The organism is Microcoleus sp. CZ3-B2 (assembly GCF_036705055.1).
Lineage (GTDB): Bacteria > Cyanobacteriota > Cyanobacteriia > Cyanobacteriales > Microcoleaceae > Microcoleus.
The window spans coordinates 42533-69377 of sequence record NZ_JAUBTN010000012.1 but is presented as its reverse complement, the minus strand read 5'-3'; the positions used below and the strand labels follow the sequence as shown (position 1 = coordinate 69377).

At 47.4% G+C, this 26845-nt stretch carries 41 protein-coding genes; 37 read left to right on the top strand and 4 right to left on the bottom strand.

What is annotated here, in order from left to right; genetic code table 11:
• Positions 1–24: 24 nt before the first annotated feature.
• Positions 25–969, top strand: a complete 945-nt coding sequence (locus QUA97_RS07835) for a histone deacetylase family protein (RefSeq protein ID WP_194067208.1) — start codon at positions 25–27, stop codon at positions 967–969.
• Here QUA97_RS07835 and QUA97_RS07830 read toward each other — a convergent pair.
• The 3 genes from QUA97_RS07830 to QUA97_RS07820 form a co-directional block, all read right to left on the bottom strand.
• Positions 939–1445, bottom strand: coding sequence for a salt stress protein, Slr1339 family (locus tag QUA97_RS07830; RefSeq protein ID WP_194067209.1), 507 nt, complete (start codon positions 1443–1445; stop codon positions 939–941). The genes QUA97_RS07835 and QUA97_RS07830 overlap by 31 nt on opposite strands.
• A 73-nt stretch (positions 1446–1518) precedes the next feature.
• Positions 1519–2124: a vWA domain-containing protein gene (locus tag QUA97_RS07825; protein ID WP_333194254.1), complete on the bottom strand. Its 606-nt coding sequence runs from the start codon at positions 2122–2124 to the stop codon at positions 1519–1521.
• A 118-nt stretch (positions 2125–2242) separates the two neighbouring features.
• Positions 2243–2719, bottom strand: a complete 477-nt coding sequence (locus tag QUA97_RS07820) for an NAD(P)H-quinone oxidoreductase subunit N (protein WP_194067211.1) — start codon at positions 2717–2719, stop codon at positions 2243–2245.
• 9 nt (positions 2720–2728) lie between these two features.
• Between QUA97_RS07820 and QUA97_RS07815 the strand changes: the two genes are divergently transcribed.
• From QUA97_RS07815 to QUA97_RS07650, 34 genes are all read left to right on the top strand, one after another.
• Positions 2729–2914: a hypothetical protein gene (locus QUA97_RS07815; RefSeq protein ID WP_194067212.1), complete on the top strand. Its 186-nt coding sequence runs from the start codon at positions 2729–2731 to the stop codon at positions 2912–2914.
• 355 nt (positions 2915–3269) lie between these two features.
• Positions 3270–3905 carry a 50S ribosomal protein L3 gene (gene rplC, locus QUA97_RS07810; RefSeq protein WP_194010342.1) on the top strand — a complete coding sequence of 212 codons (636 nt, stop codon included), beginning with the start codon at positions 3270–3272 and terminating at the stop codon, positions 3903–3905.
• 175 nt (positions 3906–4080) lie between these two features.
• Positions 4081–4713 (top strand): 50S ribosomal protein L4, encoded by a 633-nt coding sequence (rplD, locus tag QUA97_RS07805; RefSeq protein WP_194067214.1) that lies wholly within the window; start codon positions 4081–4083, stop codon positions 4711–4713.
• The gene (locus QUA97_RS07800; protein WP_194010344.1) at positions 4706–5014 is read left to right on the top strand and encodes a 50S ribosomal protein L23; all 309 of its coding nucleotides are present in this window, start codon (positions 4706–4708) and stop codon (positions 5012–5014) included. Before rplD ends, QUA97_RS07800 begins: the two co-directional genes overlap by 8 nt.
• 156 nt (positions 5015–5170) lie before the next feature.
• Positions 5171–6034, top strand: a complete 864-nt coding sequence (gene rplB / locus QUA97_RS07795; protein WP_194067215.1) for a 50S ribosomal protein L2 — start codon at positions 5171–5173, stop codon at positions 6032–6034.
• A 125-nt stretch (positions 6035–6159) separates the two neighbouring features.
• On the top strand, positions 6160–6432 hold the full coding sequence (gene rpsS, locus QUA97_RS07790; protein ID WP_194010346.1) for a 30S ribosomal protein S19: 273 nt from the start codon (positions 6160–6162) through the stop codon (positions 6430–6432).
• 98 nt (positions 6433–6530) lie between these two features.
• Entirely contained in the window at positions 6531–6890 is a 360-nt protein-coding gene (rplV, locus tag QUA97_RS07785; RefSeq protein ID WP_194010347.1) for a 50S ribosomal protein L22, read from the top strand.
• A gap of 192 nt (positions 6891–7082) precedes the next feature.
• Positions 7083–7811 (top strand): 30S ribosomal protein S3, encoded by a 729-nt coding sequence (gene rpsC / locus QUA97_RS07780; protein WP_194067216.1) that lies wholly within the window; start codon positions 7083–7085, stop codon positions 7809–7811.
• Between the two features lie 109 nt (positions 7812–7920).
• Positions 7921–8340, top strand: a complete 420-nt coding sequence (gene rplP, locus QUA97_RS07775) for a 50S ribosomal protein L16 (RefSeq protein ID WP_194010369.1) — start codon at positions 7921–7923, stop codon at positions 8338–8340.
• 157 nt (positions 8341–8497) lie between these two features.
• Complete coding sequence (gene rpmC, locus QUA97_RS07770) at positions 8498–8779, top strand: 50S ribosomal protein L29 (protein WP_194067217.1); 282 nt, start codon at positions 8498–8500, stop codon at positions 8777–8779.
• Positions 8780–8842: 63 nt separating this feature from the next.
• The gene (gene rpsQ, locus QUA97_RS07765) at positions 8843–9091 is read left to right on the top strand and encodes a 30S ribosomal protein S17 (RefSeq protein ID WP_194010350.1); all 249 of its coding nucleotides are present in this window, start codon (positions 8843–8845) and stop codon (positions 9089–9091) included.
• 114 nt (positions 9092–9205) lie between these two features.
• Entirely contained in the window at positions 9206–9574 is a 369-nt protein-coding gene (gene rplN, locus QUA97_RS07760; RefSeq protein ID WP_194010351.1) for a 50S ribosomal protein L14, read from the top strand.
• Between the two features lies 1 nt (position 9575).
• A complete protein-coding gene (gene rplX, locus QUA97_RS07755; RefSeq protein ID WP_228041975.1) occupies positions 9576–9938 on the top strand; it encodes a 50S ribosomal protein L24 in 363 nt (120 codons plus the stop codon).
• A gap of 120 nt (positions 9939–10058) precedes the next feature.
• Entirely contained in the window at positions 10059–10604 is a 546-nt protein-coding gene (gene rplE / locus QUA97_RS07750) for a 50S ribosomal protein L5 (RefSeq protein WP_194010352.1), read from the top strand.
• A gap of 22 nt (positions 10605–10626) precedes the next feature.
• Entirely contained in the window at positions 10627–11031 is a 405-nt protein-coding gene (rpsH, locus tag QUA97_RS07745; protein ID WP_194010353.1) for a 30S ribosomal protein S8, read from the top strand.
• Between the two features lie 237 nt (positions 11032–11268).
• Positions 11269–11817 carry a 50S ribosomal protein L6 gene (gene rplF, locus QUA97_RS07740; RefSeq protein ID WP_194010354.1) on the top strand — a complete coding sequence of 183 codons (549 nt, stop codon included), beginning with the start codon at positions 11269–11271 and terminating at the stop codon, positions 11815–11817.
• A gap of 2 nt (positions 11818–11819) precedes the next feature.
• Positions 11820–12182 carry a 50S ribosomal protein L18 gene (gene rplR, locus QUA97_RS07735; RefSeq protein WP_194067218.1) on the top strand — a complete coding sequence of 121 codons (363 nt, stop codon included), beginning with the start codon at positions 11820–11822 and terminating at the stop codon, positions 12180–12182.
• Between the two features lie 127 nt (positions 12183–12309).
• The gene (gene rpsE / locus QUA97_RS07730; RefSeq protein ID WP_194067219.1) at positions 12310–12858 is read left to right on the top strand and encodes a 30S ribosomal protein S5; all 549 of its coding nucleotides are present in this window, start codon (positions 12310–12312) and stop codon (positions 12856–12858) included.
• A gap of 146 nt (positions 12859–13004) precedes the next feature.
• Complete coding sequence (gene rplO / locus QUA97_RS07725; RefSeq protein WP_194010357.1) at positions 13005–13451, top strand: 50S ribosomal protein L15; 447 nt, start codon at positions 13005–13007, stop codon at positions 13449–13451.
• Positions 13452–13553: 102 nt separating this feature from the next.
• Positions 13554–14858, top strand: coding sequence for a preprotein translocase subunit SecY (gene secY / locus QUA97_RS07720; RefSeq protein WP_194010358.1), 1305 nt, complete (start codon positions 13554–13556; stop codon positions 14856–14858).
• A 5-nt stretch (positions 14859–14863) separates the two neighbouring features.
• The gene (locus tag QUA97_RS07715; RefSeq protein WP_194067220.1) at positions 14864–15445 is read left to right on the top strand and encodes an adenylate kinase; all 582 of its coding nucleotides are present in this window, start codon (positions 14864–14866) and stop codon (positions 15443–15445) included.
• A gap of 449 nt (positions 15446–15894) precedes the next feature.
• Positions 15895–16119, top strand: coding sequence for a translation initiation factor IF-1 (gene infA, locus QUA97_RS07710; protein ID WP_006276978.1), 225 nt, complete (start codon positions 15895–15897; stop codon positions 16117–16119).
• Positions 16120–16482: 363 nt separating this feature from the next.
• On the top strand, positions 16483–16596 hold the full coding sequence (gene rpmJ / locus QUA97_RS07705; protein ID WP_015178722.1) for a 50S ribosomal protein L36: 114 nt from the start codon (positions 16483–16485) through the stop codon (positions 16594–16596).
• A gap of 82 nt (positions 16597–16678) precedes the next feature.
• Positions 16679–17062 (top strand): 30S ribosomal protein S13, encoded by a 384-nt coding sequence (rpsM, locus tag QUA97_RS07700; RefSeq protein WP_194067221.1) that lies wholly within the window; start codon positions 16679–16681, stop codon positions 17060–17062.
• Positions 17063–17146: 84 nt separating this feature from the next.
• Positions 17147–17545, top strand: a complete 399-nt coding sequence (gene rpsK / locus QUA97_RS07695) for a 30S ribosomal protein S11 (RefSeq protein ID WP_006634980.1) — start codon at positions 17147–17149, stop codon at positions 17543–17545.
• A 177-nt stretch (positions 17546–17722) separates the two neighbouring features.
• A complete protein-coding gene (locus QUA97_RS07690) occupies positions 17723–18667 on the top strand; it encodes a DNA-directed RNA polymerase subunit alpha (protein ID WP_333092058.1) in 945 nt (314 codons plus the stop codon).
• A gap of 129 nt (positions 18668–18796) precedes the next feature.
• On the top strand, positions 18797–19147 hold the full coding sequence (gene rplQ, locus QUA97_RS07685; protein WP_194010371.1) for a 50S ribosomal protein L17: 351 nt from the start codon (positions 18797–18799) through the stop codon (positions 19145–19147).
• Positions 19148–19176: 29 nt separating this feature from the next.
• Positions 19177–20019, top strand: coding sequence for a tRNA pseudouridine(38-40) synthase TruA (gene truA / locus QUA97_RS07680; RefSeq protein WP_333092057.1), 843 nt, complete (start codon positions 19177–19179; stop codon positions 20017–20019).
• 117 nt (positions 20020–20136) lie between these two features.
• Positions 20137–20592 carry a 50S ribosomal protein L13 gene (gene rplM, locus QUA97_RS07675; protein WP_194010362.1) on the top strand — a complete coding sequence of 152 codons (456 nt, stop codon included), beginning with the start codon at positions 20137–20139 and terminating at the stop codon, positions 20590–20592.
• Positions 20592–21005 (top strand): 30S ribosomal protein S9, encoded by a 414-nt coding sequence (gene rpsI / locus QUA97_RS07670; protein WP_194067224.1) that lies wholly within the window; start codon positions 20592–20594, stop codon positions 21003–21005. Before rplM ends, rpsI begins: the two co-directional genes overlap by 1 nt.
• A gap of 197 nt (positions 21006–21202) precedes the next feature.
• A complete protein-coding gene (gene rpmE / locus QUA97_RS07665) occupies positions 21203–21511 on the top strand; it encodes a 50S ribosomal protein L31 (protein ID WP_333194239.1) in 309 nt (102 codons plus the stop codon).
• Positions 21512–21857: 346 nt separating this feature from the next.
• A complete protein-coding gene (gene prfA / locus QUA97_RS07660) occupies positions 21858–22952 on the top strand; it encodes a peptide chain release factor 1 (RefSeq protein WP_333194237.1) in 1095 nt (364 codons plus the stop codon).
• 281 nt (positions 22953–23233) lie between these two features.
• The gene (locus QUA97_RS07655) at positions 23234–24901 is read left to right on the top strand and encodes a type II toxin-antitoxin system HicA family toxin (protein ID WP_333194235.1); all 1668 of its coding nucleotides are present in this window, start codon (positions 23234–23236) and stop codon (positions 24899–24901) included.
• A 102-nt stretch (positions 24902–25003) separates the two neighbouring features.
• Positions 25004–25432: a hypothetical protein gene (locus QUA97_RS07650; protein WP_333194232.1), complete on the top strand. Its 429-nt coding sequence runs from the start codon at positions 25004–25006 to the stop codon at positions 25430–25432.
• A 33-nt stretch (positions 25433–25465) separates the two neighbouring features.
• On the opposite strand, the gene QUA97_RS07645 is transcribed toward QUA97_RS07650, so the two are convergent.
• Positions 25466–25903 carry a hypothetical protein gene (locus tag QUA97_RS07645; RefSeq protein WP_333194231.1) on the bottom strand — a complete coding sequence of 146 codons (438 nt, stop codon included), beginning with the start codon at positions 25901–25903 and terminating at the stop codon, positions 25466–25468.
• 138 nt (positions 25904–26041) lie between these two features.
• Between QUA97_RS07645 and QUA97_RS07640 the strand changes: the two genes are divergently transcribed.
• Positions 26042–26407: a helix-turn-helix domain-containing protein gene (locus QUA97_RS07640; protein ID WP_333117045.1), complete on the top strand. Its 366-nt coding sequence runs from the start codon at positions 26042–26044 to the stop codon at positions 26405–26407.
• 31 nt (positions 26408–26438) lie between these two features.
• Entirely contained in the window at positions 26439–26804 is a 366-nt protein-coding gene (locus QUA97_RS07635; RefSeq protein WP_333117047.1) for a helix-turn-helix domain-containing protein, read from the top strand.
• Positions 26805–26845: the final 41 nt, after the last annotated feature.

The window sequence follows — 26845 nt, the reverse complement described above, 5'->3', positions numbered from 1 at the left end:
CGCATTATTTTGGCTTGTGACTAAATGATTACCATCATCTACTCCTCGCAATTCCTCGAACATCAAACCGGGTACATGCACCCCGAACAGCCCGAGCGACTTACGGCAATTATAAATAGATTAAAAGCCTCAACAGTTGCCAACTTAATTGAATGGGTCGAGCCTTCTTCCTCCAGAAATGCAATCGAGGCGATTAAACGGGTTCATTCCATGACCTACATCGACTTGGTGAGTGCTTATTCTGCAAGAGGTTGGGGCTGCTTTGAGTCAACCCAGATTTTTCCGAAAAGCTTTGAAGTGGCGGAGCTGGCTGTGAATGCTTGGTTAGATGGGGTTGATAGAGTTTGGATGCAAGGAAAACCTGTTTTCGTTTTAGCAAGACCTCCAGGACATCATGCACTCCCAGATGAAGGCATGGGGTTTTGCATTTTCTGCAACGCAGCCATTGCCGCTATTTACGCACTTACTAATGAGAACATCAAGCGTGTTGGCATTCTAGATTGGGATGTCCATCATGGCAATGGAACCCAAGCTGCTGTAGAAAATTACCCCAACATCGCGTTCTGTTCGATTCATCAATCGCCGGGTTATCCGCACACAGGAAAATCACAAGAACAGGGCAAATTTAACAACATTTTGAATCTCCCCATAACCCCAGGTAGCACTATACAAAAGTACCATCAATTGTTTGAAACCAAAGTTCTCCCCTTTTTCCATAACTTTTGCCCAGATTTGCTTATTGTCAGCGCAGGCTACGATGCCAACCAAGCCGATTTACTGTCTAAAATAAATCTACAGCCCCAAGACTATGCTGCACTTACGCAATACAGTCTAGAAATTACACCGAGGGTTATGTTTGGTTTAGAGGGTGGGTATGAATTAGACAGCCTTTCGAACTCAGTCTTGGAGACAATTAGGCAATGTTTAAGTTCGATCGCTCAATCAAACTCGTCCACAACTTGTAAATAGTCGATCGCCGCATCTATCCTCGAACTATACTTAAAAGCAAACTGATCGAACCAATATCTCTCATCGGAATTCTTATCCAAATTTTTCAGCCAAACTTGAGCTTGCCTAACCTTCTGTCTGCGGGTTTGGATGTCTAGCTCTGACTGCACAATCTTTTCTGGGGGTTGCGGTGCTAGTGCAGTCACTTCCTGAGCTTTATTTTCTACTTTTTGCGGAGACTTAAGCGGTTTTTGTGCAGCAACTTCCTGATTTTTATTTTGTGCTTCGCATTCAGCCTTAATTTCAGCTAAATCCTTCTCTAAAGCACCAGGATACAAATTGATATTTGTTGTTTTTGATGTTTTATTTGACGGCACTGCTGCTGGTTGCGAAAGCGGTTGTGCTTCCACTGACGGCTGACTTTGTACCTCGCGAAGTTTTTGAGATGCTTGATATTCTGCCTTAAGTTCAGCTAACAGGCGATCGATCGATTCCATAACTTAAAACCCTCTAAAAAATGCTGCCCAGCAACCAGCCACAAATATAATCGCGCGAAATTTCCCCGATTCTTCAATCAGTTATTGCATTTAGCAATACTTCCGTCAGCGTCATGTCTTCAAGATCCTCCATCGTCACAGTATCAACGATATCAAATTTAGCCCCAGCGCTTTGCAGTTCGTCATCTAATATTTTGAGAAATTTAGTAGCTTCCGGCGCATTCCCTACTTGAATGAAAGAAATTGCTAACTCTTCATCTCGATCGATCTTCCGCGAAGCCTCTATAATCGTTTTCATCACTTCTTTGCGATCGTCCGGTTCCCCGTCCGTCACCACTAATATTGTTTCCCCATTTTGCTTGGTCTTACCGGATGCTTTGCGCTGAAAATAACTGTTTAGAGCGTCTAGCAGTACCGCAGCTAAATTTGTATTCCCCGAAGGTTCGTTTTCTTGGAATATTTGCAAGACTTTAGCTGATGTTACGTTGTCGTAGCGCTTGAAACGACCGGAAAACACATAAACGGTGATGCCGTCTGGGTCAAGTTCTTCGCATTTATTCGCTAGGGCGATCGTCGATTCTTGGATCAGCGCCCACCGACTTTTACCGCCAGTCCGATCTTTGGTGTACATACTGCCGCTTTTGTCAATGATGATTGTATAATCGCGGTTCTGAAGCATAAGATTTTCCTGTTAATTAAATTTTTTCCAAAAAAGAAGAAAACCAGCGAGCCGAAGCTGTTGAGCTTTCGTTGCTCGCTGCGTTTTTTAGTTGATTTGCGATCGCAAATAGCAGAATTTAAGCTGTAACTAAAGCTTCTGTAAGCGGCTTCCAGCTAAAAACTCGATCGCCCCCCATCTCCACTGCTATTTTAACTCGCGGTTCTAACGTCGGCAAAACAGTCAAATACTCAACTTCCTGACTCGACAAAACCTGCCCTTCAATAATCCACAGCACCAGTCCTTTTGCTTTCGGCGGCAAATTGTCTAATTGAGTTTTCAACATCGGCGGCAGGTAGTACGTATAACCGACAGCCCCTTCATTGCCAGTAGTTTTTTTGCCCAAATGCGGCGGCCGCACTCCGTGAACCCCCGTCAAATACATCGCCAAATCGCCCAAGCCCCGCGCCGTAATTGTATGGGCACCGTAGCCCGCAGCCCTCAGCCGCCGCAGGTAACGGCCCTCAAATCCTCCCTCTAAAGGAACGTACAGGGCTAGCGACCCCGACTTTTCCAAATCCCGAATCATATCCGAACCAGTCGTAATCAGTCCCATAAATTTGTCTTGCCTGCTGTTTTAAATGTGGTCGATCGCCAATTGCGAGCTTGGAGTATTATAAATCCTCAAGCTGAGGCGAAAAGTTTAGTCCGGGACGATCCGAATCAAAAAACCGGGTTTTTCAATCTGATTGACGGTTTGACCAAAGTATTGTCGTTAAAAAATTTCCGGTTTCCGGCCACCGGTGGTTAATTCATCAACTTATGCTCGCGGCCTTGACAAACGGCAAACACTTCATATACTATTGTGAATTGTCGCCGTCAAGGATACTGAGTAGCTTGCCGCTCAAGTCCTGGCGCAAACAAGCAAGACCGAGACAAGACTCGGAGAGCGATCGGGTAAAAAGCCGCGCATCTCAACCCTTGCAAGACTTCCACAAGCTCGCTCCCAAATTTAAAACTCAAATTTTAAACACCGAGGAAAGCTGTTGGTTGATAACAGTTAATTGCAGGAACACTGAAATAAATGTTTCTGCACAAGAGCAAGCGGATTGACGTAAAAAAATTCTCAATCCGAAACCTCTTGCGTAAATAAAAGGAAAAAATCCGTGTCTGTAGGCATTCTTGGTACAAAACTAGGCATGACTCAAGTGTTTGACGAAGAAGGGAGAGCAATCCCCGTCACCGTCATTCAAGCAGGGCCTTGTACAGTAACTCAAATCAAAACAAAACAAACTGACGGCTACGGTGCCGTTCAAGTTGGATACAGCGACGTTAAGCCGAAGGCTCTCAACCAGCCAAAATTGGGACACCTTGCCAAGTCGGGGGCGACTCCATTGCGCCACTTGCACGAATACCGATTGGAAGACACCAGTTCCTTTGAATTAGGTCAACAACTAAAAGCAGATAGCTTTACACCGGGACAAATAGTAGATGTCATCGGTACAAGCATCGGTAAAGGTTTTGCAGGCTTTCAAAAGCGCCACAACTTCAAACGAGGCCCCATGTCTCACGGTTCCAAAAATCACCGCGAACCTGGATCGATCGGACCTGGAACAACTCCCGGCCGCGTCTATCCCGGTAAAAGAATGGCGGGACGTATGGGCAACGTTCAAGTCACCGTCCGCAAACTCACAATTGTCCGGGTGGATGCAGAGCAGAATTTGTTGCTAATTAAGGGAGCAGTTCCCGGCAAACCTGGCGCCTTAGTCAATGTTGTGCCTGAGAAAAAAGTAGGACGTTAGTCAGCAGTCAGCAGTCAGCAGTCAGCAGTCAGTAGATAGTGGTTGGCGGGCGAGTAGCAAGAAGAACTAAGAGCCAAAAACTTAAAGCTGACAAAGCGACAAAGCGACAAAGTGACAAAGCGACAAAGCGACAACTAAAAAACAGACAACTAACAACAGACAAAGGACAAAAGATATGGTTAATTGTGTAGTGCGAAATTGGCAAGGCGAAGAAGTTGGGGAAACAACTTTAGAACTGCGCGTAGCCAAAGAAGAAAATGCGTCTCACATCGTTCACAGAGCATTGACGCGGCAACTGAATAACGCCCGTCAAGGAAATGCTTGCACCAAAACTCGATCGGAAGTTAGAGGTGGCGGCCGCAAACCTTGGCGTCAAAAAGGCACCGGTCGAGCCAGAGCCGGTTCGATCCGTTCTCCGCTGTGGCGGGGCGGCGGTGTCATATTTGGGCCAAAACCCAGAGACTTTGAAGTCAAAATGAACAAAAAGGAACGCCGTCTCGCTTTGCGGACAGCATTCTTCAGTCGTACCGAAGACCTGATTGTGGTTGAAGAATTTGCAGAGCAATTTCCGAGACCGAAAAGCAAAGACTTGCTGAGCGCGATCGCCCGTTGGGGCATCGACCCAAATAAAAAAGTTCTGTTAATCTTGCCAGAACCGCAACTAAACGTCTATTTGTCAGGACGCAACATCGAATTAGTCAACGTCATCTTGGCAACTTCCCTGAACGTTTACGACGTTCTCGCGGCTGACAAAATCATTGTCACCTCTACCGCCATAACAAAAATTCAGGAGATTTACGGTGAGTAAAATCGACCCCCGCGACTACGCAGATTTGATCCAGCGTCCGATTCTCACCGAGAAAGCTACCAGAATGATGGAATTAAATCAATTTACATTCGACGTAGCCCCCAAAGCGACCAAGCCTCAAATCAAAGCAGCCATCGAAGAGCTATTTAAGGTCAAAGTCATCGGCGTAAATACCCAAAACCCGCCGCGCAAAAAGCGTCGAGTTGGTAAATTCGTCGGCTTTAAACCTTGTTACAAGCGAGCAACCGTAACTTTGCTAGACGGAGAGTCGATCCGCAAACTGCTATTCCCAGAAGTTTAGCCAATTTTGGATTTTAGATTTTAGATTTTAGATTGCAGTTAGCTCGTGCAAATTCCCAATCCAGGAAACAGCAAGGTTAACAGATCATCCCAAATCTAAAATCCCAAATCTAAAATCTAAAATCCCAAGTCTAAAATCTAAAATCTAAAATCGATTATGGGCATTCGTTCTTACCGACCTTATACATCCAGCACCCGAGAAAAAACTGTCTCGGACTTTGCTGAAATTACCACGTCAGAACCCGAAAAGTCTCTAACCAGCAACAAGCACACCAAACAAGGCCGCAACAACCGAGGCGTCATCACCTGTCGCCACCGGGGAGGCGGTCACAAACGGCTTTATAGAGACATCGACTTCCGGCGCGACAAACACAGCATTCCTGCTACCGTCAAGTCGATCGAATACGACCCCAACCGCAACGCCCGCATCGCCCTAGTCTTCTACAAAGACGGCGAAAAACGGTACATCCTGCACCCGCTCAACTTAGCCGTCGGTACAGTAATAGTCTCAGGCCCAGACGCGCCGATCGAAATCGGCAACGCCCTACCCCTGAAAAACATCCCCCTCGGTACCAGCATCCACAACGTAGAGCTAGTACCCGGAAAAGGCGGACAAATCGTCCGTTCCGCAGGCTCCAGCGCTCAGCTAATGGCAAAAGAAGGTACCTACGTCACCCTCAAACTGCCCTCCGGCGAACAGCGCAAAGTCCGCGCCGACTGCTACGCCACCATCGGTCAAGTTGGCAACACAGACGCTAGAAACATCAGCCTCGGTAAAGCAGGCCGCACCCGCTGGAAAGGCCGCAGACCAACCGTTCGCGGTAGCGTCATGAACCCGGTAGATCACCCGCACGGCGGTGGCGAAGGCAGAGCGCCCATCGGACGCTCTGGGCCCGTCACACCTTGGGGTAAACCAGCATTGGGTGCCAAAACTCGAAAAAAGAAAAAGCGCAGCGACTCTTTAATCGTCCGTCGCCGCCGCAAATCTTCCAAGCGCGGCAAGGGCGGCAGACAAAGTTAGTCATCAGTCAGCAGTCATCAGTCCTTTTGTTGTTAACTGCAAACTAATTAACAAAAAAGTACCGATGACTAATGACTAATGACTAATGACTGATGACTAATGACTAATGACTTACTAAAAAAACCATGTCTCGATCGCTAAAAAAAGGCCCCTTTGTAGCAGATCACCTGCTCACAAAAATTGAAAAACTCAACGCCGAAGGCAAAAAACAAGTAATTAAAACTTGGTCGCGCTCTTCCACAATCCTGCCTCAAATGGTAGGTCACACGATCGCAGTTCATAACGGCAGACAGCACGTCCCAGTCTACCTCACCGACCAAATGGTAGGTCACAAACTCGGAGAATTCTCCCCGACTCGCACCTTTAGAGGTCACAGCGATAAAAAGGCAAAAAGATAGCCAAATTAGGTGACAGGTAATAGGTAACTGGAAAAAGTTTTTCCCAATTACCAATTACCTTTTTCCCAATTACCAATTACCAACTTACCCAAATCGAAATGGTTATAGATACCACATCCGAAATTAAGGCGATCGCCCGTTACATTCGGTCATCCCCCTTCAAAGTACGCCGAGTCCTCGACCAAATTCGCGGCAAAAGCTACCAAGAAGCCCTGATTTTACTCGAATTCATGCCCTACCGCGCCTGCGAACCGATCGTCAAAGTTTTGCGATCGGCAGTAGCCAACGCCGAACACAACGCAGGATTAGACAAAAGTAAGCTAGTAGTCTCTCAAGCTTACGCAGACCAAGGTCCAGTCCTCAAGCGCTTCAGACCCCGCGCTCAAGGTCGCGCCTACCAAATCCGCAAGCCAACTTGTCACATCACCGTAATAGTTGCTCCGATCCTAGAAGACTAAACCTAGGAAAAACGTAATAGGTAATAAACAGCTTAAAGTTGAAAAAATAGGCGATAGCCAATTAGCTTTTCCTCAAAGCACGGAAATCACGGAGTCGCAGATAGTTGTTTTTTACATCTTCCTTCTTCCGACTTCCCTCGAACTTATTCCCAGTTACCAATTACCTTTTTCCCAATTAACTAATCAAATATTATGGGCCAAAAAATACATCCAATTGGTTTTCGTCTCGGCATTACCCAAGAGCACCGCTCTCGCTGGTTTGCTGACCCGAAGAACTATCCAGAACTCTTGCAAGAAGACTACAAAATCCGCAAGTACGTCCGCAAAACCCTCAGCAATGCTGGCATTTCCTCAGTCAGAATTGAACGGAAAGCCGATCAAATCGACCTAGAAGTCTTCACCGCCAGACCGGGCGTTGTCGTAGGTCGCGGCGGAGCAGGTATCGAAACCTTGCGCGTCGGTTTGCAACAGCTACTCGGTAACAACCGCCAAATTCGCATCAACGTCGTCGAAGTTCAGCGCGTAGACGCCGATGCCACACTGATCGCAGAATACATTGCCCAGCAACTAGAACGGCGCGTATCCTTCCGCCGAGTAGTCCGCCAAGCAATCACCCGCGCCCAAAAAGTCGGCATCCAAGGCATCAAAATTCAAGTCAGCGGACGGCTAAACGGCGCAGAAATCGCCCGTACCGAATGGACGCGCGAAGGCCGAGTCCCCTTGCACACGCTGCGGGCCGACATCGACTACTCCTACTGCACCGCTCAAACCATCTACGGTATTCTGGGCATTAAAGTTTGGGTTTTCAAAGGCGAAATTATTCCCGGACAAGAACAAGAATCTGCACCAAATGCAGCAGTGCCCCGGACTAAACAAAAGCGCCGTCGCCAGAACTTTGAAGATCGATCGAACGAAGGCTAGCTAATTGTTAACTGTTAGTTGCAATGGTCAATTGTCATTTAAAACCAATTGCCAATTACCAATTGCCAATTACCAATTACCAAATACCAAAATCCCAACTCCCAAAGCCATGTTAAGCCCTAAAAGAACAAAATTCCGCAAACAACAGCGCGGGCGAATGAGCGGTCAATCCACCCGCGGCAACACAGTTAGCTTTGGCGACTTCGCGCTCCAAGCCGTCGAACCCGCCTGGATAACCTCCCGCCAAATCGAAGCCGGACGGCGCGCCATGACCCGCTATATCCGCCGGGGCGGTAAAATCTGGATTCGCATTTTTCCCGACAAACCAGTCACCCAGCGCGCAGCAGAAACCCGGATGGGTTCTGGTAAAGGCGCGCCGGAGTTTTGGGTAGCCGTCGTCAAACCAGGCCGGATCATGTTTGAAATTGGCGGTGTAGCCGAAGAAACAGCCCGCGAAGCAATGCGTTTGGCATCTTTCAAATTACCGATTAAAACCAAGTTCATCAGCCGCGAAGAAGGCCAGTCCTAGCGAAAATCGAAGGTAGAGTTAGGTCGGCATTGGTCTGAATTTTAAAGGGCGACAGCAATTTAAAATCGGCAATTCATAACTTTTCTTTCCTTCGACCTTCAGCATCTAGACAATTAAGTCTTCACTCTTTCGATCGCTCACGATAAAGCACAGAATTATGTCTTTGACCAAGATTAAAGAAGCTAGAGAATTAAGCGATGCAGCAGTAGCAGAGCAAATTTTAGCCGTCAAGCGCCAACTCATGGATCTGCGGCTCCAGCAAGCTACCGGCCGCCTGGAAAAGCCTCACCTGTTCAAGCACGCCAAACATCGGCTGGCTCAATTAATGACAGTTGAACGCGAGCGCCAAATCGCAGCCGACGCTCAAGCTAAAGCCGAAAAAGCCGCATCGAAAGCAGCCGACGCACAGCAAGCTGCAACCGCAGTCAGCCCCGAGTAAGCAGCAGCCGAAGCTCGCACAGTAGTTCAAAAAAACTCAATTGCACAATAAAGATAGATAGCTATGGCAGTTAAAGAACGAGTTGGCGTAGTAGTCAGCGACAAGATGGACAAAACCGTCGTAGTAGCGATCGAAAACCGCTCCTCCCACAGTAAGTACGGCAAAATCGTAGTCCGCACCAAGCGGTACAAAGCTCACGACGAAGAAAATCAGTGCAAACCAGGCGATCGCGTCCGCATCACTGAAACTCGCCCCTTGAGCAAAACCAAACGCTGGACGGTTGCTGAGATTTTCGGTGCAAAAAATGGCTAACAGTTAATTCTGGATTGCTCAAAAGCGCGATTGGCGATCGAGCTCGATCGACCATCCATTAGCAATTCACAGTTAGCAGTTAGCAAGCATCAAACTACCTTTTCCCCAATCACCATGATTCAACCCCAGACATACCTCAATGTCGCCGACAATAGCGGAGCCCGCAAACTAATGTGCATCCGCGTATTGGGAGGCGGCAACCGTCGCTACGGCGGAGTCGGCGATGTCATCATTGCCGTCGTCAAAGACGCCATCCCCAATATGGCAGTCAAAAAATCCGATGTCGTCAGAGCCGTCATTGTCAGAACCCGCAAAGGCTTGCGTCGCGACAGCGGCATGAGCATTCGTTTTGACGACAACGCCGCCGTCATCATCAATCCAGAAGGCAACCCCAAAGGCACTCGCGTTTTCGGCCCCGTCGCCCGCGAATTGCGCGACAAAAACTTTACTAAAATCATTTCCTTAGCCCCGGAGGTACTTTAAAATGTACGGAAAAAAGGGTAAAGCAACTAGCGAACCGCAGCGCTACAGAATGCACGTCAAAGCAGGCGACACCGTGCAAATAATTACTGGCAAAGAAAAAGGAAAAGTCGGAGAAATCCTCAAGACATATCCCAAAGTCAGCAAAGTAATTGTTAAAGGCGTAAATATCCGAACCAAGCACGTCAAGCCCCAGCAAGAGGGAGAATCCGGAAAAATAGTCACCTTTGAGGCTCCCATTCACAGCTCAAATGTCATGCACTATTCCGAAAAAGAGAAAATCGCCAGCCGCGTCTGCTATACATTTAGTGAAGACGGCCGCAAACTGCGACAACTCAAAAAAACCGGAGAAATCCTCGATAATTAGTCATCAGTCCTTAGTCCTTAGTCCTTAGTTCTTAAAAGACAACTGACAACTGACAACTAACAACTGACAAAGAACAATTCCCTGACCAAGCCCAGGGACAGTTAACGAAACACAAAAACTATGCCGGACAAACTCAAAGTTCTTTATCAAGGAAAAATCGTTCCCAAACTGATGGATCAGTTTAAATATACTAATATCCATCAGGTTCCCAAACTCGTCAAAGTCACCGTGAACCGCGGTTTGGGAGAAGCATCTCAAAATGCTAAGGCACTAGATTCATCCATCAACGAAATTGGCATCATCACCGGACAAAAACCAGTGGTGACGCGGGCGAAAAAAGCGATCGCAGGCTTCAAAATCCGCAAAGGAGTACCAGTCGGCGTGATGGTGACGCTACGCGCCGATCGGATGTATGATTTTCTCGATCGGCTGATCAACCTCGCACTACCCCGCATCCGCGACTTCCGCGGCATCAGCCCCAAAAGCTTCGATGGTCGCGGCAACTACAGCTTGGGCCTGAGAGAACAGCTCATCTTTCCAGAAATAGAATATGACAGCATCGATCAAATTCGAGGCATGGACATTTCAATTATCACCACAGCAAAAACCGACGAAGAAGGACGCGCTTTGCTTAAAGAAATGGGAATGCCGTTCCGGGACAACTAAGCACTAGAGTAAGAAGCAAAAGATGGCAGCTAACGATACCATAGCAGATATGTTGACGCGCATTCGCAATTCTTGCATGGCGCGCCACCAGACAACACAAATTCCAGCTACAAAAATGACCCGTAGCATCGCCCAAGTCCTCAAAAATGAAGGCTTTATCAGCGAATTTGAAGAAGCAGAACCAGAAGGGGTCAAGCGAACTATAGTGCTTTCTCTAAAGTACAAAGGTAAAACTCGCAAGCCCATTATCACCGCACTTAAGCGAGTCAGCAAACCAGGACTTCGCGTTTACTCGAACCGTAAAGAATTGCCCCGAGTATTAGGCGGAATTGGCATCGCCATTATCTCCACCTCCAGCGGCATTATGACCGATAGAGAAGCCCGACGCCAAGGTTTGGGCGGAGAAGTGCTTTGTTATGTTTGGTAGTCATTAGTCAGTCGATTTTAGATTTTAGATTGACGCTCCAGCGCAGTGAATCTGAGAGTTTCAACAAAAATCTAACATTTTGGGAGCATCAACTCAAAAGTATCGGGGCACAGTACCCGTTTCTTGCGGGTCATTAGTCGCCGATTATTGGCAACAAACTCCAGAATCGATCGCTAAAGACTAATAACTAAAGACTAACAATCAAGCACTAATCACTAAAAACAAAGGACAAAAAATATGTCGCGAATTGGCAAGCGTCCGATTAGCATTCCCACTAAAGTCACCATCACCCTAGACGGCCAAAAAGTAGCCGTCAAAGGTCCAAAAGGTGAACTTTCCAGAGTGATACCAGCAGAAATCCTCATGGGACTCGAAGGCGAGACTTTACTCGTTACCCGCCGAGACGAATCTCGCGTCGCCAGACAACTGCACGGCTTATGCCGCACCCTAGTCGCCAACATGGTCGAAGGTGTATCAGAAGGTTTTCAGCGCCGTCTGGAAATTGTCGGCACAGGTTATCGGGCACAGGTTCAAGGACGGAACCTGATTTTAAACGTCGGTTACAGCAAGCCAGTTGAAATGCCCCCTCCAGAAGGCATCACAATGGCAGTTGAAGGCAACACCAACGTCATTGTCTCCGGCATTGACAAAGAACTCGTAGGTAACACAGCAGCCCGCATCCGCGCTGTGCGTCCGCCTGAAGTCTACAAAGGTAAAGGCATTCGTTACAGCGGCGAAGTCATCCGGCGCAAAGCTGGTAAAACAGGCAAAACAGGTAAGAAGTAAACATGAAGCTTACTCGCAAAGAATCAGTCCACCGCAGACACCGCCGCGTGCGGCGCAAGGTGTTCGGCACCGCCGAGCGTCCCAGATTAGCGGTATTTCGATCGGACCAGCACATCTACGCCCAAGTAATCGACGACACCGCCCAGCACACTTTGGTAGCCGCGTCAACCCTCGATCCAGAATTGAAAGCCGAACTCAGTTCTGGCAACAACTGCAGCGCCAGCACCAAAGTCGGTCAGTTGATTGCCAAACGCTGTTCCAGCGCTGGCATAGTCAAAGTCGTGTTCGATCGCGGAGGCAACCTCTACCACGGTCGCGTTAAAGCCCTCGCAGATGCAGCTCGCGAAGCCGGGTTAGACTTTTAGGAAGAAGGAAAAAGGAAGAAGGAAGAAGGAAGAAGGAAGAAAGAAGCAATAAAATTCTTAATTCCTAATGGTTAATTCCTCATTGCAGACTACCAGTTACTAATCCTCAATTCCCCAAGACAAAACTATGGCAGAACAAAAAGAACAGCGCACCAAGAAAAAAAGCAGCAGCAACAACAAAGGACGCGAAAAAGAATCCGAATGGCAAGAAAGAGTTGTTCAGATTCGTCGCGTTACTAAAGTAGTCAAAGGCGGTAAAAAACTCAGCTTCCGCGCCATAGTCATTATCGGCAACGAACGCGGTCAAGTTGGAGTGGGAGTCGGCAAAGCTAGCGACGTCATCGGTGCAGTGAAAAAAGGCGTCGCTGACGGCAAAAAACACCTCATTGAAGTCCCCCTCACCAAAGCAAACTCCATCCCTCACCCCATCGACGGTGCAGGCGGCGGAGCCAAAGTCATGATGCGTCCGGCCGCAGCCGGAACAGGCGTAATTGCAGGGGGAGCAGTCCGAACAGTTCTCGAACTAGCAGGAGTCCGCAACATCTTAGCCAAACAGCTAGGTTCTGGAAACCCCTTGAACAACGCCCGAGCTGCAGTCAACGCCCTCTCCACCCTCCGCACCTTGTCCGAAGTTGCTCAAGAACGCGGAATTCCAGTAGAAAACCTCTACGGTTAGGGCATAGGGAATGGCAAACTGTCAGTTTTGAGTGTTAAGTGCTGGCGTTGAGAATCAAAAAAATCCGCAACTCAAAACTCACGCACTCAAAACTACTGCGCGCCGGCTCTCTAAATACCAATTACCAATTACCAATTACTAAAACTATGAGATTGCAAGACGCCCGACCCAAAGCAGGCTCCCAAAAGCGCCCGCGACGCTTAGGCAGAGGTATTTCTGCCGGTCAAGGCGCGAGCTCCGGTAAAGGGATGCGCGGTCAAAAATCTAGAGCCGGTAGCGGCACTAGACCGGGTTTTGAAGGTGGCCAAAATCCTCTCTACCGCCGCCTGCCCAAGCTCAAAAGCTTCCCGATCGTGAACCGCAAAGAGTACACTACCATTAATGTAAGTAAATTAGCATCGCTGCCAGCAAACACAGAAGTGACTCTCACCTCTTTGCTCCAAGCAAAAATTGTCACCGCTGACAATGGCCCGCTGAAAATCTTAGGAGATGGCGAACTAAATGTGCCCCTGCAAGTCCGCGCCAAGGCTTTTACCGCAGGTGCTCGCACCAAAATTGAAGCCGCAGGCGGAAATTGCGAATTAATTGCCTGAAGATTTGAGGTTTGAGAAGAAGTCCAAATCTCAAATCCTCAAGTTTGCTATCAGAAAATGATTTAGTCGAAAATCCCAAATCTAAAATCCCAAATCGTAACTATGGACGTTAGTAGAGAGAAAGCGCCAACTGCACAAGAGACATTCATGCAGATGGCTCAAGCTGCAGGTTTGCGGGGCCGTATCCTCGTAACCCTTGGCTTATTGATTTTAGTGCGTCTGGGTGTCCACTTGCCAGTCCCCGGCATCGATCGAGCTGCCTTTGCCCAAAACGTCCAAAATAGCCCTTTAATTGGCTTTTTGGACTTGTTTTCAGGAGGCGGCCTGTCAGCATTGGGGATTTTTGCGCTGGGGATTTTGCCCTACATCAATGCTTCAATTATCGTGCAACTTCTAACCGCGGCTCTGCCAAGTTTAGAAGACTTGCAGAAAAATGAAGGAGAAGCGGGGCGGCGCAAGATTTCTCAAATTACTCGTTACGTTTCTTTGGGCTGGGCAATTCTGCAAAGCATTGGCATTGCGATTTGGGTCAGCCCTTTTGCTCAAGCTCCAGCGCCCTTATTCATAGCACAAACTGCTTTGGCTCTAACAGCAGGGTCGATGTTTGTCATGTGGATATCGGAATTGGTGACGGAACGAGGCATCGGGAACGGAGCGTCGCTGCTGATATTTATCAACATTGTGTCGGTTTTGCCGCGCTCTTTGGGACAAACTTTTGAATTGGCCCAAAGTGGCGATAACGCGATTGTCGGTCGCGTAGTGGTTCTGCTGCTGGTATTTTTGGTAACGATTGTCGGGATTGTGTTTGTTCAGGAAGGTACTCGCCGTATTCCGATTATTTCTGCCCGCCGCCAAGTCGGACGCAAGGTTTATCGGGAGAGTCGCAGCTATCTGCCCCTGCGCTTGAATCAAGGCGGAGTGATGCCGATTATTTTTGCATCTTCGGTGTTGATTGTGCCTTCTTTCCTCGCTCAGTCTTTGAATAACCCATTTTTGGTTCAAGTTGCTAATGTTTTGAGTCCTAACGGGCCTGCGCCTTGGGCTTACGCGCTGTTTTATCTGACTTTGATTCTGTTCTTCAGCTATTTCTACGCTTCGTTGATTGTCAACCCTGTAGATATGTCTCAGAACTTGAAGAAAATGGGCGCTAGTATTCCTGGCATTCGTCCTGGTCAGAAAACGAGCGATTATGTGGAGAAGGTTTTGAACCGTTTGACTTTCTTGGGCGCGATATTTCTCGGTCTGGTGGCTATTGTACCAACGGCTGTAGAAAGTGCCATCGGCGTGCAAACTTTTAGAGGTTTTGGTGCAACTTCCCTGCTAATTCTAGTGGGTGTCGCGATCGAAACTGCTAAGCAAATTCAAACTTACGTCATCTCCCAACGATATGAAGGAATGGTGAAGTAATCGCAATGCAACTGATTTTTATGGGGCCTCCAGGGGCAGGTAAGGGAACTCAGGCTCAAATATTAGCCGCTCTCTGGAAAATACCGCACATTTCTACTGGTGACATTCTGCGCGCCTGCGTGGTGGCGAAAACAGCCTTGGGCCTACAGGCGAAAGCCTACATGGATGCTGGTGAGTTGGTTCCCGACCAGTTATTGATGGATATCGTCCAAGAACGCATGAATCAACCAGATGCAAGTGCAGGCTGGATTCTCGACGGCTTTCCCCGCACTGTGGCACAGGCAGCGTTTTTTGACAAACTGCTCTGTGATGTTGGTGTAGAGGGAAGTACGTCTGGTAAGGACTGCGATCTCAGAGCTGTAAATTTGGACGTACCTGATAATGTTTTGGTGACTCGCCTATTGTCGCGGGGGCGCCAGGATGACAATGAGGAGACGATCCGCCGCCGGTTGCAAGTTTATCGCGAACAAACTGAGCCTTTGATTGAGTTTTACAGCGCTCGCGAACAGTTAGTTGCGGTTGATGGCGATCGCGATATGGGATTAGTCACTGCTGAACTGCAACAAGCCCTCTCTGGCGACTCTTGAACCCTCTCAATAGAGCTTGTTACTCACCAAATTTTGCTAAGATATGTTAACTAGGAGCTTTGTGTGCGATCGGGTTTTGTGAGGGTTGTTAGAAACAGGATTGAACTCGATTATACTTGCCACAACTTTACTCAAGTAAAGCTGAAGCAACAAGTTAATTAGAGTCAAGCATTCGATCGAGTCGCCCGAATTATTGCCCCGTTCGCCTTAGACCCGCCCAAAACGGATACAAGCCACCGACAATCATCGTCGCAAACCCTGATTTTAGACCGCAGTTTCTGCTCATTTGATGCCTCTGTGGAGTCAATCTAAAATCTAAAACTTGTTCGCTTGCGAAGTCGAAGCATCTAAAATCTAAAATCGGCAGATTCTTAGTTGGTAAATAGGTTTTGAAGCCAATACCGGGATACTCCTAGTTAATCAAATGTAAAATTGAGGTAAATACCAAATTGTCTAAGCAAGATTTAATTGAAATGGAAGGGACAGTGACGGAATCTCTTCCCAATGCGATGTTTCGCGTTGACCTAGATAATGGGTTTAACGTGCTAGCTCACATTTCCGGCAAGATTCGTCGCAACTATATCAAGATTTTGCCCGGCGATCGCGTCAAAGTCGAATTAACTCCCTACGACTTGACCAAAGGCAGAATTACATATCGCCTTCGGAAAAAATAGGCTTAGATAAAACTTTCTAAAAACTAATTTTAAGTTTTATTAGAGAGAACTTGGTAAAAAGCTTCAAATTTATGCTATAATGCTACGTTTGTAGTGTTGGCGAGAAGGGCGTCAACAACCCACCAGCGTAGAGGGCTAAGTGACTGCTACGCGGTAAAAGTATCGATCGCCCAAATTTGGGTGCAAGCGAATTTGACCCCAACAAAGGGAGTGGGTGCAAGCGGGCTCCTTCAAGAAACAACCCGTACTTTATACAATTTAATCGAGGAGAGGCCTACACCTTGCCCAGCCTCTCCTCCCACCGCTCTACGGGCCAGCGTGGCTGAGTTCCGGTAGAGCGGGGTTCTCCAGGCAGGAAGAAAGATGAAAGTTCGAGCATCTGTCAAAAAGATTTGTGAAAAATGTCGCGTCATCCGCCGTCGCGGTCGAGTGATGGTGATATGCACTAACCCAAAACACAAACAGCGCCAAGGTTAGACAACAGCAAGATTGGGCGCTGCACGCAAGTGCCGCCTCATTCAACATTGTAGCCAAACAGGAAAACTAGGGAGACAAAAGTGTGGCACGGATTGCCGGGGTAGACCTTCCACGCGATAAGCGCGTCGAAATAGGTCTGACATACATTTACGGAATAGGCCTGTCGCGGGCCCAAAAAATAATCGCTGCAACAGGCGTAAATCCTGACACTCGCGTCAAGGATTTAACAGAAACGGACGTGACTGCTCTGCGGGCTCACGTAGAAAGTACCTACCAAATCGAAGGAGACCTCCGGCGCTGGGAGTCAATGAACATCAAGCGCCTGATGGATATCGGGACTTACCGGGGTAGGCGTCACCGTTTGGGTCTGCCTGTGCGGGGCCAACGAACCCGTACCAACGCCAGAACCCGTCGCGGCGTTCGCCGCACAGTTGCGGGCAAGAAAAAGGCACCTTCCAAGAAGTAACTTCTTTTTGGAAAAACTACGCTGGGGGCTGCTGGCTCCTAGCGCTTCGGGACATTAGTTGAGAGAAACGTTAAAGAGACTAATATGGCGCGACAACAAACAGGCAAGAAATCTGGTGCAAAAAAACAGAAACGGAATGTACCCAATGGGGTAGGCTACATCCAGTCTACCTTCAACAATACGATTGTGACTATTACCGACCTCAACGGGGAAGTAATATCCTGGGCATCAGCAGGTTCCAGCGGCTTTAAAGGAGCGAAAAAAGGGACTCCCTTTGCAGCTCAAACAGCAGCAGAAAGTGCAGCCCGCAGGGCCAACGACCAAGGAATGCGCCAAATAGAAGTAATGGTGAGCGGGCCCGGAGCAGGTCGAGAAACTGCAATTCGGGCTCTGCAAGGGGCGGGACTGGAAATTACCCTGATTAGAGATGTTACCCCGATTCCTCACAACGGCTGTCGCCCTCCCAAGCGGCGTAGAGTCTAAAACGATTTGAGATTTTAGATTTTAGATTTTGGATAATGGTTAACTGCTTAAAATCAAAAACTAATAATGGTTTCAACTGTTGCCCCGTCCGTCCAAAATCCGAAATCCGTTCAGGGGTATGCTCTGCAATCTAAAATCCAAAATCAAAAATCCAAAGTGGAAAAGGGAGGTCACTCCGTGGCGCAGTTTCAAATTGAATGTATAGAGTCTAACACTGACAAAGACCGCAGTCAGTACGGAAAATTTGTTCTAGAACCCCTAGATCGCGGTCAGGGAACAACGGTTGGGAATGCGCTTCGGCGAGTGCTGCTGTCAAATTTGGAAGGAACGGCAGTAACTTCAGTCCGCATCGCGGGTGTCAATCACGAGTTTGCCACGATCGAAGGGGTACGGGAGGATGTTCTGGAAATTCTCCTGAACATGAAAGAGGTGGTTCTTAAAACTCATTCCCAGCAGCCGCAAATCGGCAGGTTGCGGATTGAGGGGCCAGTCACAGTTACTGCCGATCGATTCGATTTACCTTCTGAGGTGGAATTGATCGATAAATCGCAGTACATTGCGACTCTCTCCCCCGGTTCAGTTCTGGAAATGGAATTCAGAATTGAAAAAGGCATCGGATATCGAGCAGTAGACCGCAGTCGCGATGATGGGTCGGCTTTGGATTTTCTCCAAATTGACGCCATCTTTATGCCGATTCGCAGAGTCAACTACAGCGTTGAAGATGCTCGGTTGGGTGGCACGGCCGAGAAAGACCGGCTGATTATGGAAATCTGGACTGATGGCAGCGTGACTCCTCAAGAAGCTCTGAGTCAATCTGCCCACATCCTGGTAGATTTGTTTGCCCCTCTCAAAGACATCACCCACGATTCTCTCAAACCAGAGTATCCAGGTGAGGCCGATCCTACGAGCCAAATCCCGATCGAAGAATTGCAGTTGTCAGTCCGGGCTTACAACTGTCTCAAGCGGGCTCAGATCAACTCAGTCGCAGACTTATTGGATTATACCCAAGAAGACTTGCTAGAGATCAAGAACTTCGGGCAGAAGTCCGCAGAAGAAGTGATTGAAGCTTTACAAAAACGCTTGGGGATTACCCTGCCGCAGGAAAAATCAGCTAAAAGTTAATCAACGGGTAACGGGTAAAAAAGTGCGGAATTTTAAGTGGGTGAGTTCTTGAAAACCCAGAATTCACCCCCGGAGTTCGCAGACTATCTATCCCCGCGCCCAATTACCAATTACCAATTACCAATTACCATGCGCCACCGCTGTCGCGTCCCCCAACTAAACAAACCGGCTGACCAGCGCCGCGCCATGTTGCGCTCGCTGACCACCGAATTAATCCGTCACGGTAAAATCACTACCACTCTCGCCCGCGCCAAAGCGCTGCGCCCAGAAGCGGACAGAATGATTACCCTGGCAAAAGAAGGCTCCTTGGCCGCTCGCCGCCAAGCTATGGGCTATATCTACGACAAACAGTTAGTACACGCCTTGTTTGAGGCCGCTGCAGAACGGTACGGCTCGCGCAACGGGGGTTACACCCGCGTAGTGCGAACTGTCCCCCGTCAAGGAGACAATTCCGAAATGGCGATCGTTGAACTGGTTTAATGAAATTTTGGGTTGGAGATTTTTGATTTATGACTGACAATCCAAAATCCCCAATCGAAGATGCCCGATCGATACAGCGCGTTGCTTTAGTGATCCAATACATCGGCACTAACTTTCACGGCTGGCAGCGACAGCCGAACCAGCGTACAGTACAAGAAGAAATTGAAACAGCAATATCGACTGTCCTGCAACGTCCGGTAACGCTGCACGCTGCCGGGAGAACTGACGCAGGAGTTCATGCCGCTGCTCAAGTAGCCCATTTTGACGTCTGCGGCCCAATTCCGGCTCACCGCTGGGCAAGCGTTCTCAACTCTCGACTGGCAAAAGATATTTTAATTCGAGCTTCGGCAAAGGTGGAACCTACCTGGCACGCTCGGTTCTCAGCCAGTTGGCGGCGCTATCGCTACACCCTTTATACAGACCCGATTCCTAATTTGTTTGTGCGTCCTTATGCTTGGCACTGCTACCACGCGCCTGTGGACGAATCTTTGATTCAGGCAGCTTTGACACCGCTAATCGGGCGGCATCACTTGGCGGCTTTTCACCGCGCGGGGTCTGCCCGCCCCCATTCTTGGGTGGACGTACAAGCAGCAGAGTGTCATCGTTCTGGGCCTCTTATCTATATCGAGGTTCAAGCGAGCGGGTTTCTGTACGGGATGATGCGGCTGCTGGTGGGGTTGCTAGTGCAGGTGGGTCGCGGGGAAAGGGCGATCGACAATTTCACAGATATCTGGGTCAACGAACGCCGAGAAATGGTAAAATACGCCGCTCCCGCTCGAGGTTTATGCCTGCTGCGGGTTGGGTATTCAGAATTTCCCTTTCCCCCAGATGTTTGGTACGATACTCAGCCAAAATTAGTTATTGGTTATTAGTTATTGGTTATTAGTTATTGGTTATTAGTTATTGGAAACAACTAACAAATAACAAATAACAACTGACAACTAACAATGAACAACTAACAAATAACAAATAACAACTGACAACTAACAATGAACAAAACTTACGTCCCTACTCAAGACTCCCTAGAGCACAAGTGGTACGTGGTCGATGCTGCCGACCAGCGCCTGGGCCGTCTGGCAACAGAAGTTGCCATATACCTCCGGGGCAAACACAAACCCACTTACACTCCTTCAATGGATACCGGCGACTTCGTAATTGTCATCAATGCTGACAAAATCGCTGTTACTGGTAAAAAACGCACCCAGAAAATCTACCGCCGTCACTCTGGCAGACCGGGCGGCATGAAAACAGAAACTTTTGCCAAATTGCAAGCACGTTTGCCCGAAAGAATCGTCGAAGAAGCTATCCGGGGAATGCTGCCTCACACTTCTCTGGGCCGACAACTGTTTACTAAGCTAAAGGTGTACGCTGGCCCCAACCACCCGCACGAAGCTCAAAAACCAGAAGAATTAATTGTTCACACGATTCCGGGAGGAAATGAGTAATGCAAGCAACAGATACATCCGGGCGCGCCGTTTACTGGGGTACTGGCCGCCGCAAGTGTTCCGTAGCGCGGGTACGTTTGGTTCCCGGCACAGGCATACTGACTGTCAACGGTAAAGAAGGGGATTTGTACCTGCAATTCAACCCTACCTATTTGGCACTCGCTAAGGCTCCTCTGGAAACTTTGGGTCTGGAAAATGAATATGACATTTTGGTAAAAGTCGAAGGTGGCGGTTTGACCGGTCAAGCTGACTCGATTCGCTTGGGTGTCGCTAGAGCGCTTTGTCAGTTAGACCCGGATAACCGCAAGCCTCTGAAGACTGAGGGCTATTTGACTCGCGACCCGCGGGCCAAAGAGCGGAAAAAGTACGGTTTGCGGAAAGCTCGGAAGGCTCCTCAATACTCGAAGCGGTAATCGAGCAAAGAAGGAAGAAGGAAGAGGGAAGAAGGAAAAATTATCCAGATTCCATCCTTCTTTTTTTCAAGGTCTATTTCTGATTCCTGATTCGCGCTTTCGCAGCCAACGATTGCGGAAAATTCCTGCTGTTGTTGGTAGGTAAGTCCGATGACAGCTAAAATGGTTGTAAAGTCAAAAATTAGAGAGTAAAAAAAATGGCGAAAGATGGCATTCACCCTGAGTGGTATCCCGAATCTCAGGTTTTTTGCAACGGGGAACACGTGATGACGGTTGGTTCGACTAGACCAAAGCTTCAAGTTGATGTTTGGTCGGGGAATCATCCTTTTTATACTGGCACTCAGAAGATTATTGATACTGAAGGTCGTGTGGAACGCTTTATGCGGAAATATGGCATGACAGATGTAGAAATGCCGCAGGCAGATGCTTCCTCTGGCCCTCTGAAAATGGAAGACGCGAAAGCAGATGCTGCTAAGGCTGCTGCTAAAGGCAAAAAGAAGAAGTAGCTGGATTGTCATTTGTCCGCAGTCGGTTAAGAGTAGTGTTTTCTACAAATAACTGACTGCTATAGGATTTGAGATTTTAGATAAAAGACTTGCCGTAGCGGGCAGTTTAGTTCGATCGAGATACTCTCCAAACTGCTCTTGAGTTCTAAAATCAAAAATCTAAATTTAAACATCTCAAATCGAACCGCTCTCGGATTGGAGGTTTTAGATAGAAGACTTGCCGTAGCAGGCGGTTGAGTTAAATCCAATTAAGTTCGATCGCGATTCTACTCCAACTGCTCTTCAAATCTAAAATCTAAAATCTAAAATCTAAAATCTAAAATCGATTGACGGAGGACAACTGACAATGGCTGAATCTTATTTGCTGGATAAATTGAAGTCGGTAGAGCAAACTTTTAATGAGTTGACTCGCCGCATGGCTGACCCCGATGTGGCTAGAGACAATTATGAGTTTCAACGGGTGGCCAAAGCTCGATCGTCCTTAGAGGAAGTGGTCGATACTTTTGCTTTGTGGAAAACGACTCAGGAAGATTTGGTGGGCGCGCGACAGGTGCTCAAGGAAGCTGCGGGCGATCGCGAAATGCAAGAAATGGCTGGACTGGAAGTTGATGAACTTGAGTCGAAGCTGGAAAATTTGGAAAGTCGTTTGAAGGTGTTGCTGCTACCGCGCGATCCGAACGATGACAAGAATATTATGCTGGAAATTCGCGCTGGTACTGGCGGAGATGAGGCTAGTATTTGGGCGGGGGATTTGCTGCGGCTTTACACTCGCTACGCTCAAACTCAAGGCTGGCAGGTGAAATTGGTGAGCGAGTCGCTGGCGGAAATGGGCGGCTTTAAAGAGGTGATTCTGGAAGTTACCGGCGATAGCGTGTACAGCCAACTGAAGTTTGAGGCTGGGGTACACCGGGTGCAGCGGGTGCCTGTGACTGAGGCTGGCGGCCGGGTTCACACTTCGACGGCGACTGTGGCTGTAATGCCGGAGGTGGATGATGTGGAGATTCACATCGATCCGAAGGATATTGAGATGAGCACGGCTCGATCTGGCGGCGCTGGCGGTCAAAATGTGAACAAGGTGGAAACTGCTGCAGATTTGTTTCACAAGCCGACGGGTATTCGGATTTTCTGTACTGAGGAGCGCAGTCAGTTGCAGAATAAGGAGCGGGCGATGCAGATTTTGCGGGCTAAGCTTTATGAGATCAAGTTGCGGGAACAGCAGGATGAGGTGAAGTCGCGGCGTTTGGCTCAGGTTGGTACTGGTTCGCGATCGGAGAAGATTCGCACTTACAACTATAAGGATAATCGGGCTACCGACCACCGTTTGGGGGAAAATTTTTCGCTCAATAGTGTTTTGGAAGGGGATATTGAGGCGATTATTCAGACTTGTATTTCTCAGGATCAGCAGGAACGTTTGGCTGAGTTGGCTGCTTCTACTAATTGATGGAGTGATGGGGGGCTAGGCGCATTGTTGGCTCAGCCTCAGTTCCCTTGTTACGCGGGAGATCTGGTTGAATAGGGCTTCCCAAATTGCATCGGTGCTGTTGACTGGATATTTGAAATGTTCGAGGTCGTATTGTACAACTTCTTCTAGTGGTTGTAAGGTTTGCCGGTTTCGGCGGTTTTTTTTGGCTGCGATCGCCTCTTGTTGCCATCTGGCAAATAGTCTGTAGCTGAAGTTATATTAGATATATTCTCACTCAGATTCATTTGGCTGTTGACCTTATGAAGCAAAAACTTCCCCGGATCGACCGGACTACGCTGATTAAGAGTTTGGGGCGATTTACCCTGCTCGCGACCTTTTCTTTTGGTCTGGGGACTTTGAGAAACTGGGAACATTATAACAACTATTGGCATGGCACAATCTTTCGTGTGCAAACAGTTGATTTCAATATGTTATCTCATACTCTGCCAGTAAAACTATCCTATACCTTATTACAAGGAAACATAGGAGAATTGCAGCGAACTTTAGACAGCAACTATGGATTATTTGGGCTGATTGTTACTGATTGCAAAATATCTACCAAAGATTGCCTATCCGAGCAAATTCTTTATCAATCAAAATCTTCTCAGAAGTGGACAAAGGAAATTTCATTAGCAACTTTATCAAATCATCCATACGACTTACTACAAAATCCACCTCCGCTGCAAACAGAGCGGCAATATGCTAAACCTGATGATAGTAAACCCATCCCTACTGCTAAAGTTAACTCAGGAGAAATAATCGGTCGTGTGTACTATGTCCGGGGAGTACCGCCGACATTTATTGAAGATTATAATAATTGGATTAAAAATCCATTTAAAAGAACAGGTTCCCGGACTCTTTACACATCGACATTCGCTTTATTTTTTGTTAGTAGTTTGAGCGCGTGGATAATTATTGAGCTGGTTTTATCTGCCAAACGGAATGAGCAGAACCTTGCACAGCAACAACGGGAACAATTACAGCGTGAAATTCAACAGATTAAGCTGCAATTAGAAGAGAAAAACCAGCAAACTATCGAATTAATTGACCAGCGAGAGAGAGGTCTTGCTGAACTGGAATCTTATCGGCAAGAACAGGAGCAAAATAAGACAAAACTGGAAAATAAAATTGCATCTTATGAAAGCGAACTGGCTTTAAAAGAAGAGCAACAGCAAGAAACTGCTCAAACTTTAGAAGACTTGCAATTACTACGGCAAGAGTTGCAAGAAACGTATCAGCGAGAATCTGAAGCAAAGCAGCGGAGTGAAGCGCTCAATCAGAAAATAGCTGATTTGAAGCGCGATCGAGATTTAATACAACAGCAATCTCGTCAGCTAGAGCAACAGTTAGAAACAATACCTAATATTAATGAACTCAATGCTGCTCTAGATATTAATAATGAACTCAATGCTGCTCTAGAAGGAGCTAGGACAGAATTAGATCGGACTAAGGAACAGTCAAGAGATTGGGAAAAATTTTATGTGGAAGAAATTGAGCGGTTAGAAAAAGAAAAAGTTAAGTTAAACAGCAAATTATATTCATCTAAAAGCAAAACTCAGTTCTTAGAAGATCGAAAGAGGCAGTTAGAAAGCGATCTCAGTGCAGCCCAAGAGAACACTCAAACATTAGAAAATACTATTGAATATCTAAACGTTCAGCTTCAAAATCAGTCGCAAAATTCCCATTCAGATATACCTTGGTCTCAATTGCCAAGAATTTCAGGTAGAGAAGCTATCGGGTCTTTACAGCGTTTGGGATTCAGGAGAGATAGGCAAAATGGCGGTCACGTTTTTCTCAAACGGGTTTGGGTTGTAGGGCAAATAGATAGTTGTACTGTGCCAATCCATGATGAATTAGATTCTGGGACACTAGGTGGAATTCTTCGCCAAGCAAATGTCACCCTAGAGGAGTTTAAAAATAATTTATGATCGTGTTGAATCGGAAAATTTTTTAATGGAGTTTAATAGGAAGTGAAATTTAGGGTACTCGAAACACTAATTGCTAGTTCTATTCTTCTATCAATTTCATCCTTGTCATCTGCTCAAAGTAATCAACAAGATTCTACAATTCTACCCACAGGAACTTACTACTCTCAAGGAACCATGTTCAATAATTCCCGGAGAGAAATTGCACATAAAAACAATAGAATCTGTATTAAGATTGTCAAGGGTCCTGCAAATCCTTACAAGGGAGTGGAAGATATCACAATTAGCAGCGTGTCTTTTCAAAAGGGGAAATTCTATATTGATGCTACCGGAGAAGAGTTAATCTTAGAAAAAAATGGAAAAGTAATAAATAGTGGTCGTGGTGGTGTATGGGAGTATAGAGGCACCTCACCAGATCCCAGGAGTCAACCTATACAGGCTCAAAAAATGGCAGAGTGTGTAGCGGCTCAAGGACGATATGTACAGAAGATGCAAGGAATATCCATCTCAGGAATCGATTTTCCCAAGCATTAACCACGATCGACATAGGTGGGGGTTAATGGGGGACTAGGCGCAAGCTAGGCTGAGCCTTTGTTCTCTGTTGAGGTGGCAGATGTGGTTGAGTAGGGCTTCCCAAATTGCGTCGGCGATCGCCACTGGATATTTGAAATGTTCGAGGTCGTATTGTACAATGACTTCTAGGGGTGCTAGGATTTGCTGGTTTCGACAACTGGCAATTGCTGCGATCGCCTCCGGCTGCCATCTGGCAAATAGTCTGTAGCTGAAAAAGGAACTGCATTTTTGTCCTTTCTTGTTGAGGTAAACGACTATTACTTGATGTTGTTTGGGGTACACTTTGACTATGCGGTTGACAGGCATTCTCAGGGCTTCGGCTGCTTCCATTTTGGAGATTTGCCAGCGCTGGGGTTTGAGCCAACCGGAGGCTGTGAGGCTTTGACGGGTGTGGCTGGGCTTGTGAGTTTTTTGAGTCCGTCTCTTGGTCATTGGTATTTCTCCTAAATCCGTTTTCATTAAAATTAAAAATTTCAATCTAATTAAAAGAATATCTGTTAAATTTTCTCCTGTCAAGCAAGACAGGTAAATTTGTTGGTACACAAGTAAACTAGGAATTGTGGTTATCTCGTGGCTGATACCGTGGACGCAGAAGCTAAGAAAAAACTGAGTGAGGTTGTTAAATTAGCGCGGGGCTCGATGAGTCTGACTGCTTTTGGCAAGCTGTTGGGAGTTTCTGCTGCTTCTGTCTTGTATTGGGAAAAGGGGCAGGTACTTCCAGATACGAAAAATTTGACTCAGATTGCGACAAGAGCAGGCTTTACGATGGAAGAGCTCATGGCTCACCTCGAAGGCAAGCCGGTGCAGGAACCTCTGGATACCAACGAGCTGCTTAAGAAAATTCAATGTATGCCACTGAGTGACTTAGCAGTGATTGTTCGAGCTGGTATGGAGCGACTGGCTGCTGCGGCTGTAGCTTCTGGGAAGTATGGTTGATGTTCTGTAAACTAGGAATTGTGGTTATCTGGTGGTTGATACCGTGGACGCAGAAGCTAGGAAAAAACTGAGCGAAGTTGTTAAGCTAGCCCGTGGCGACCTGAGTTTTAGCGCTTTTGGTAGGCTATTGGGAGTCTCTGGGTCTGCTGTTCAGTATTGGGAAAAGGGCCAGGTACTCCCGGATACGAAAAATTTGACTCAGATTGCGGCAAAAGCGGGCTTTACAATGGAAGAGTTGATGGCTCATCTCGAAGGTAAGCCAATGCCGGAACCTGTCAATACCAACGAGCTGCTGAAGAAAATTCAATGTATGCCGATTAGTGAGTTGGCAGTGATTGGTAGAGCCGTGATGGATAGACTCGCGGCGGCGGCTGAGTCTTCTGGGAAGTATGGTTGATGTAGATATAGACCAGTTTACTTGTAGGTACGATCAAGTAG

Coding starts and splice junctions, on each gene's coding strand:
- QUA97_RS07835 (WP_194067208.1), top strand. CDS start 25: ATGATTACCATCATCTACTCCTCGCAATTCCTCGAACATCAAACCGGG.
- QUA97_RS07830 (WP_194067209.1), bottom strand. CDS start 1,445: ATGGAATCGATCGATCGCCTGTTAGCTGAACTTAAGGCAGAATATCAA.
- QUA97_RS07825 (WP_333194254.1), bottom strand. CDS start 2,124: ATGCTTCAGAACCGCGATTATACAATCATCATTGACAAAAGCGGCAGT.
- QUA97_RS07820 (WP_194067211.1), bottom strand. CDS start 2,719: ATGGGACTGATTACGACTGGTTCGGATATGATTCGGGATTTGGAAAAG.
- rplD (WP_194067214.1), top strand. CDS start 4,081: ATGGTTAATTGTGTAGTGCGAAATTGGCAAGGCGAAGAAGTTGGGGAA.
- rplB (WP_194067215.1), top strand. CDS start 5,171: ATGGGCATTCGTTCTTACCGACCTTATACATCCAGCACCCGAGAAAAA.
- rpsS (WP_194010346.1), top strand. CDS start 6,160: ATGTCTCGATCGCTAAAAAAAGGCCCCTTTGTAGCAGATCACCTGCTC.
- rplV (WP_194010347.1), top strand. CDS start 6,531: ATGGTTATAGATACCACATCCGAAATTAAGGCGATCGCCCGTTACATT.
- rpsC (WP_194067216.1), top strand. CDS start 7,083: ATGGGCCAAAAAATACATCCAATTGGTTTTCGTCTCGGCATTACCCAA.
- rplP (WP_194010369.1), top strand. CDS start 7,921: ATGTTAAGCCCTAAAAGAACAAAATTCCGCAAACAACAGCGCGGGCGA.
- rpmC (WP_194067217.1), top strand. CDS start 8,498: ATGTCTTTGACCAAGATTAAAGAAGCTAGAGAATTAAGCGATGCAGCA.
- rpsQ (WP_194010350.1), top strand. CDS start 8,843: ATGGCAGTTAAAGAACGAGTTGGCGTAGTAGTCAGCGACAAGATGGAC.
- rplN (WP_194010351.1), top strand. CDS start 9,206: ATGATTCAACCCCAGACATACCTCAATGTCGCCGACAATAGCGGAGCC.
- rplX (WP_228041975.1), top strand. CDS start 9,576: ATGTACGGAAAAAAGGGTAAAGCAACTAGCGAACCGCAGCGCTACAGA.
- rplE (WP_194010352.1), top strand. CDS start 10,059: ATGCCGGACAAACTCAAAGTTCTTTATCAAGGAAAAATCGTTCCCAAA.
- rpsH (WP_194010353.1), top strand. CDS start 10,627: ATGGCAGCTAACGATACCATAGCAGATATGTTGACGCGCATTCGCAAT.
- rplF (WP_194010354.1), top strand. CDS start 11,269: ATGTCGCGAATTGGCAAGCGTCCGATTAGCATTCCCACTAAAGTCACC.
- rplR (WP_194067218.1), top strand. CDS start 11,820: ATGAAGCTTACTCGCAAAGAATCAGTCCACCGCAGACACCGCCGCGTG.
- rpsE (WP_194067219.1), top strand. CDS start 12,310: ATGGCAGAACAAAAAGAACAGCGCACCAAGAAAAAAAGCAGCAGCAAC.
- rplO (WP_194010357.1), top strand. CDS start 13,005: ATGAGATTGCAAGACGCCCGACCCAAAGCAGGCTCCCAAAAGCGCCCG.
- secY (WP_194010358.1), top strand. CDS start 13,554: ATGGACGTTAGTAGAGAGAAAGCGCCAACTGCACAAGAGACATTCATG.
- QUA97_RS07715 (WP_194067220.1), top strand. CDS start 14,864: ATGCAACTGATTTTTATGGGGCCTCCAGGGGCAGGTAAGGGAACTCAG.
- rpmJ (WP_015178722.1), top strand. CDS start 16,483: ATGAAAGTTCGAGCATCTGTCAAAAAGATTTGTGAAAAATGTCGCGTC.
- rpsK (WP_006634980.1), top strand. CDS start 17,147: ATGGCGCGACAACAAACAGGCAAGAAATCTGGTGCAAAAAAACAGAAA.
- rplQ (WP_194010371.1), top strand. CDS start 18,797: ATGCGCCACCGCTGTCGCGTCCCCCAACTAAACAAACCGGCTGACCAG.
- truA (WP_333092057.1), top strand. CDS start 19,177: ATGACTGACAATCCAAAATCCCCAATCGAAGATGCCCGATCGATACAG.
- rplM (WP_194010362.1), top strand. CDS start 20,137: ATGAACAAAACTTACGTCCCTACTCAAGACTCCCTAGAGCACAAGTGG.
- rpsI (WP_194067224.1), top strand. CDS start 20,592: ATGCAAGCAACAGATACATCCGGGCGCGCCGTTTACTGGGGTACTGGC.
- rpmE (WP_333194239.1), top strand. CDS start 21,203: ATGGCGAAAGATGGCATTCACCCTGAGTGGTATCCCGAATCTCAGGTT.
- prfA (WP_333194237.1), top strand. CDS start 21,858: ATGGCTGAATCTTATTTGCTGGATAAATTGAAGTCGGTAGAGCAAACT.
- QUA97_RS07655 (WP_333194235.1), top strand. CDS start 23,234: ATGAAGCAAAAACTTCCCCGGATCGACCGGACTACGCTGATTAAGAGT.
- QUA97_RS07645 (WP_333194231.1), bottom strand. CDS start 25,903: ATGACCAAGAGACGGACTCAAAAAACTCACAAGCCCAGCCACACCCGT.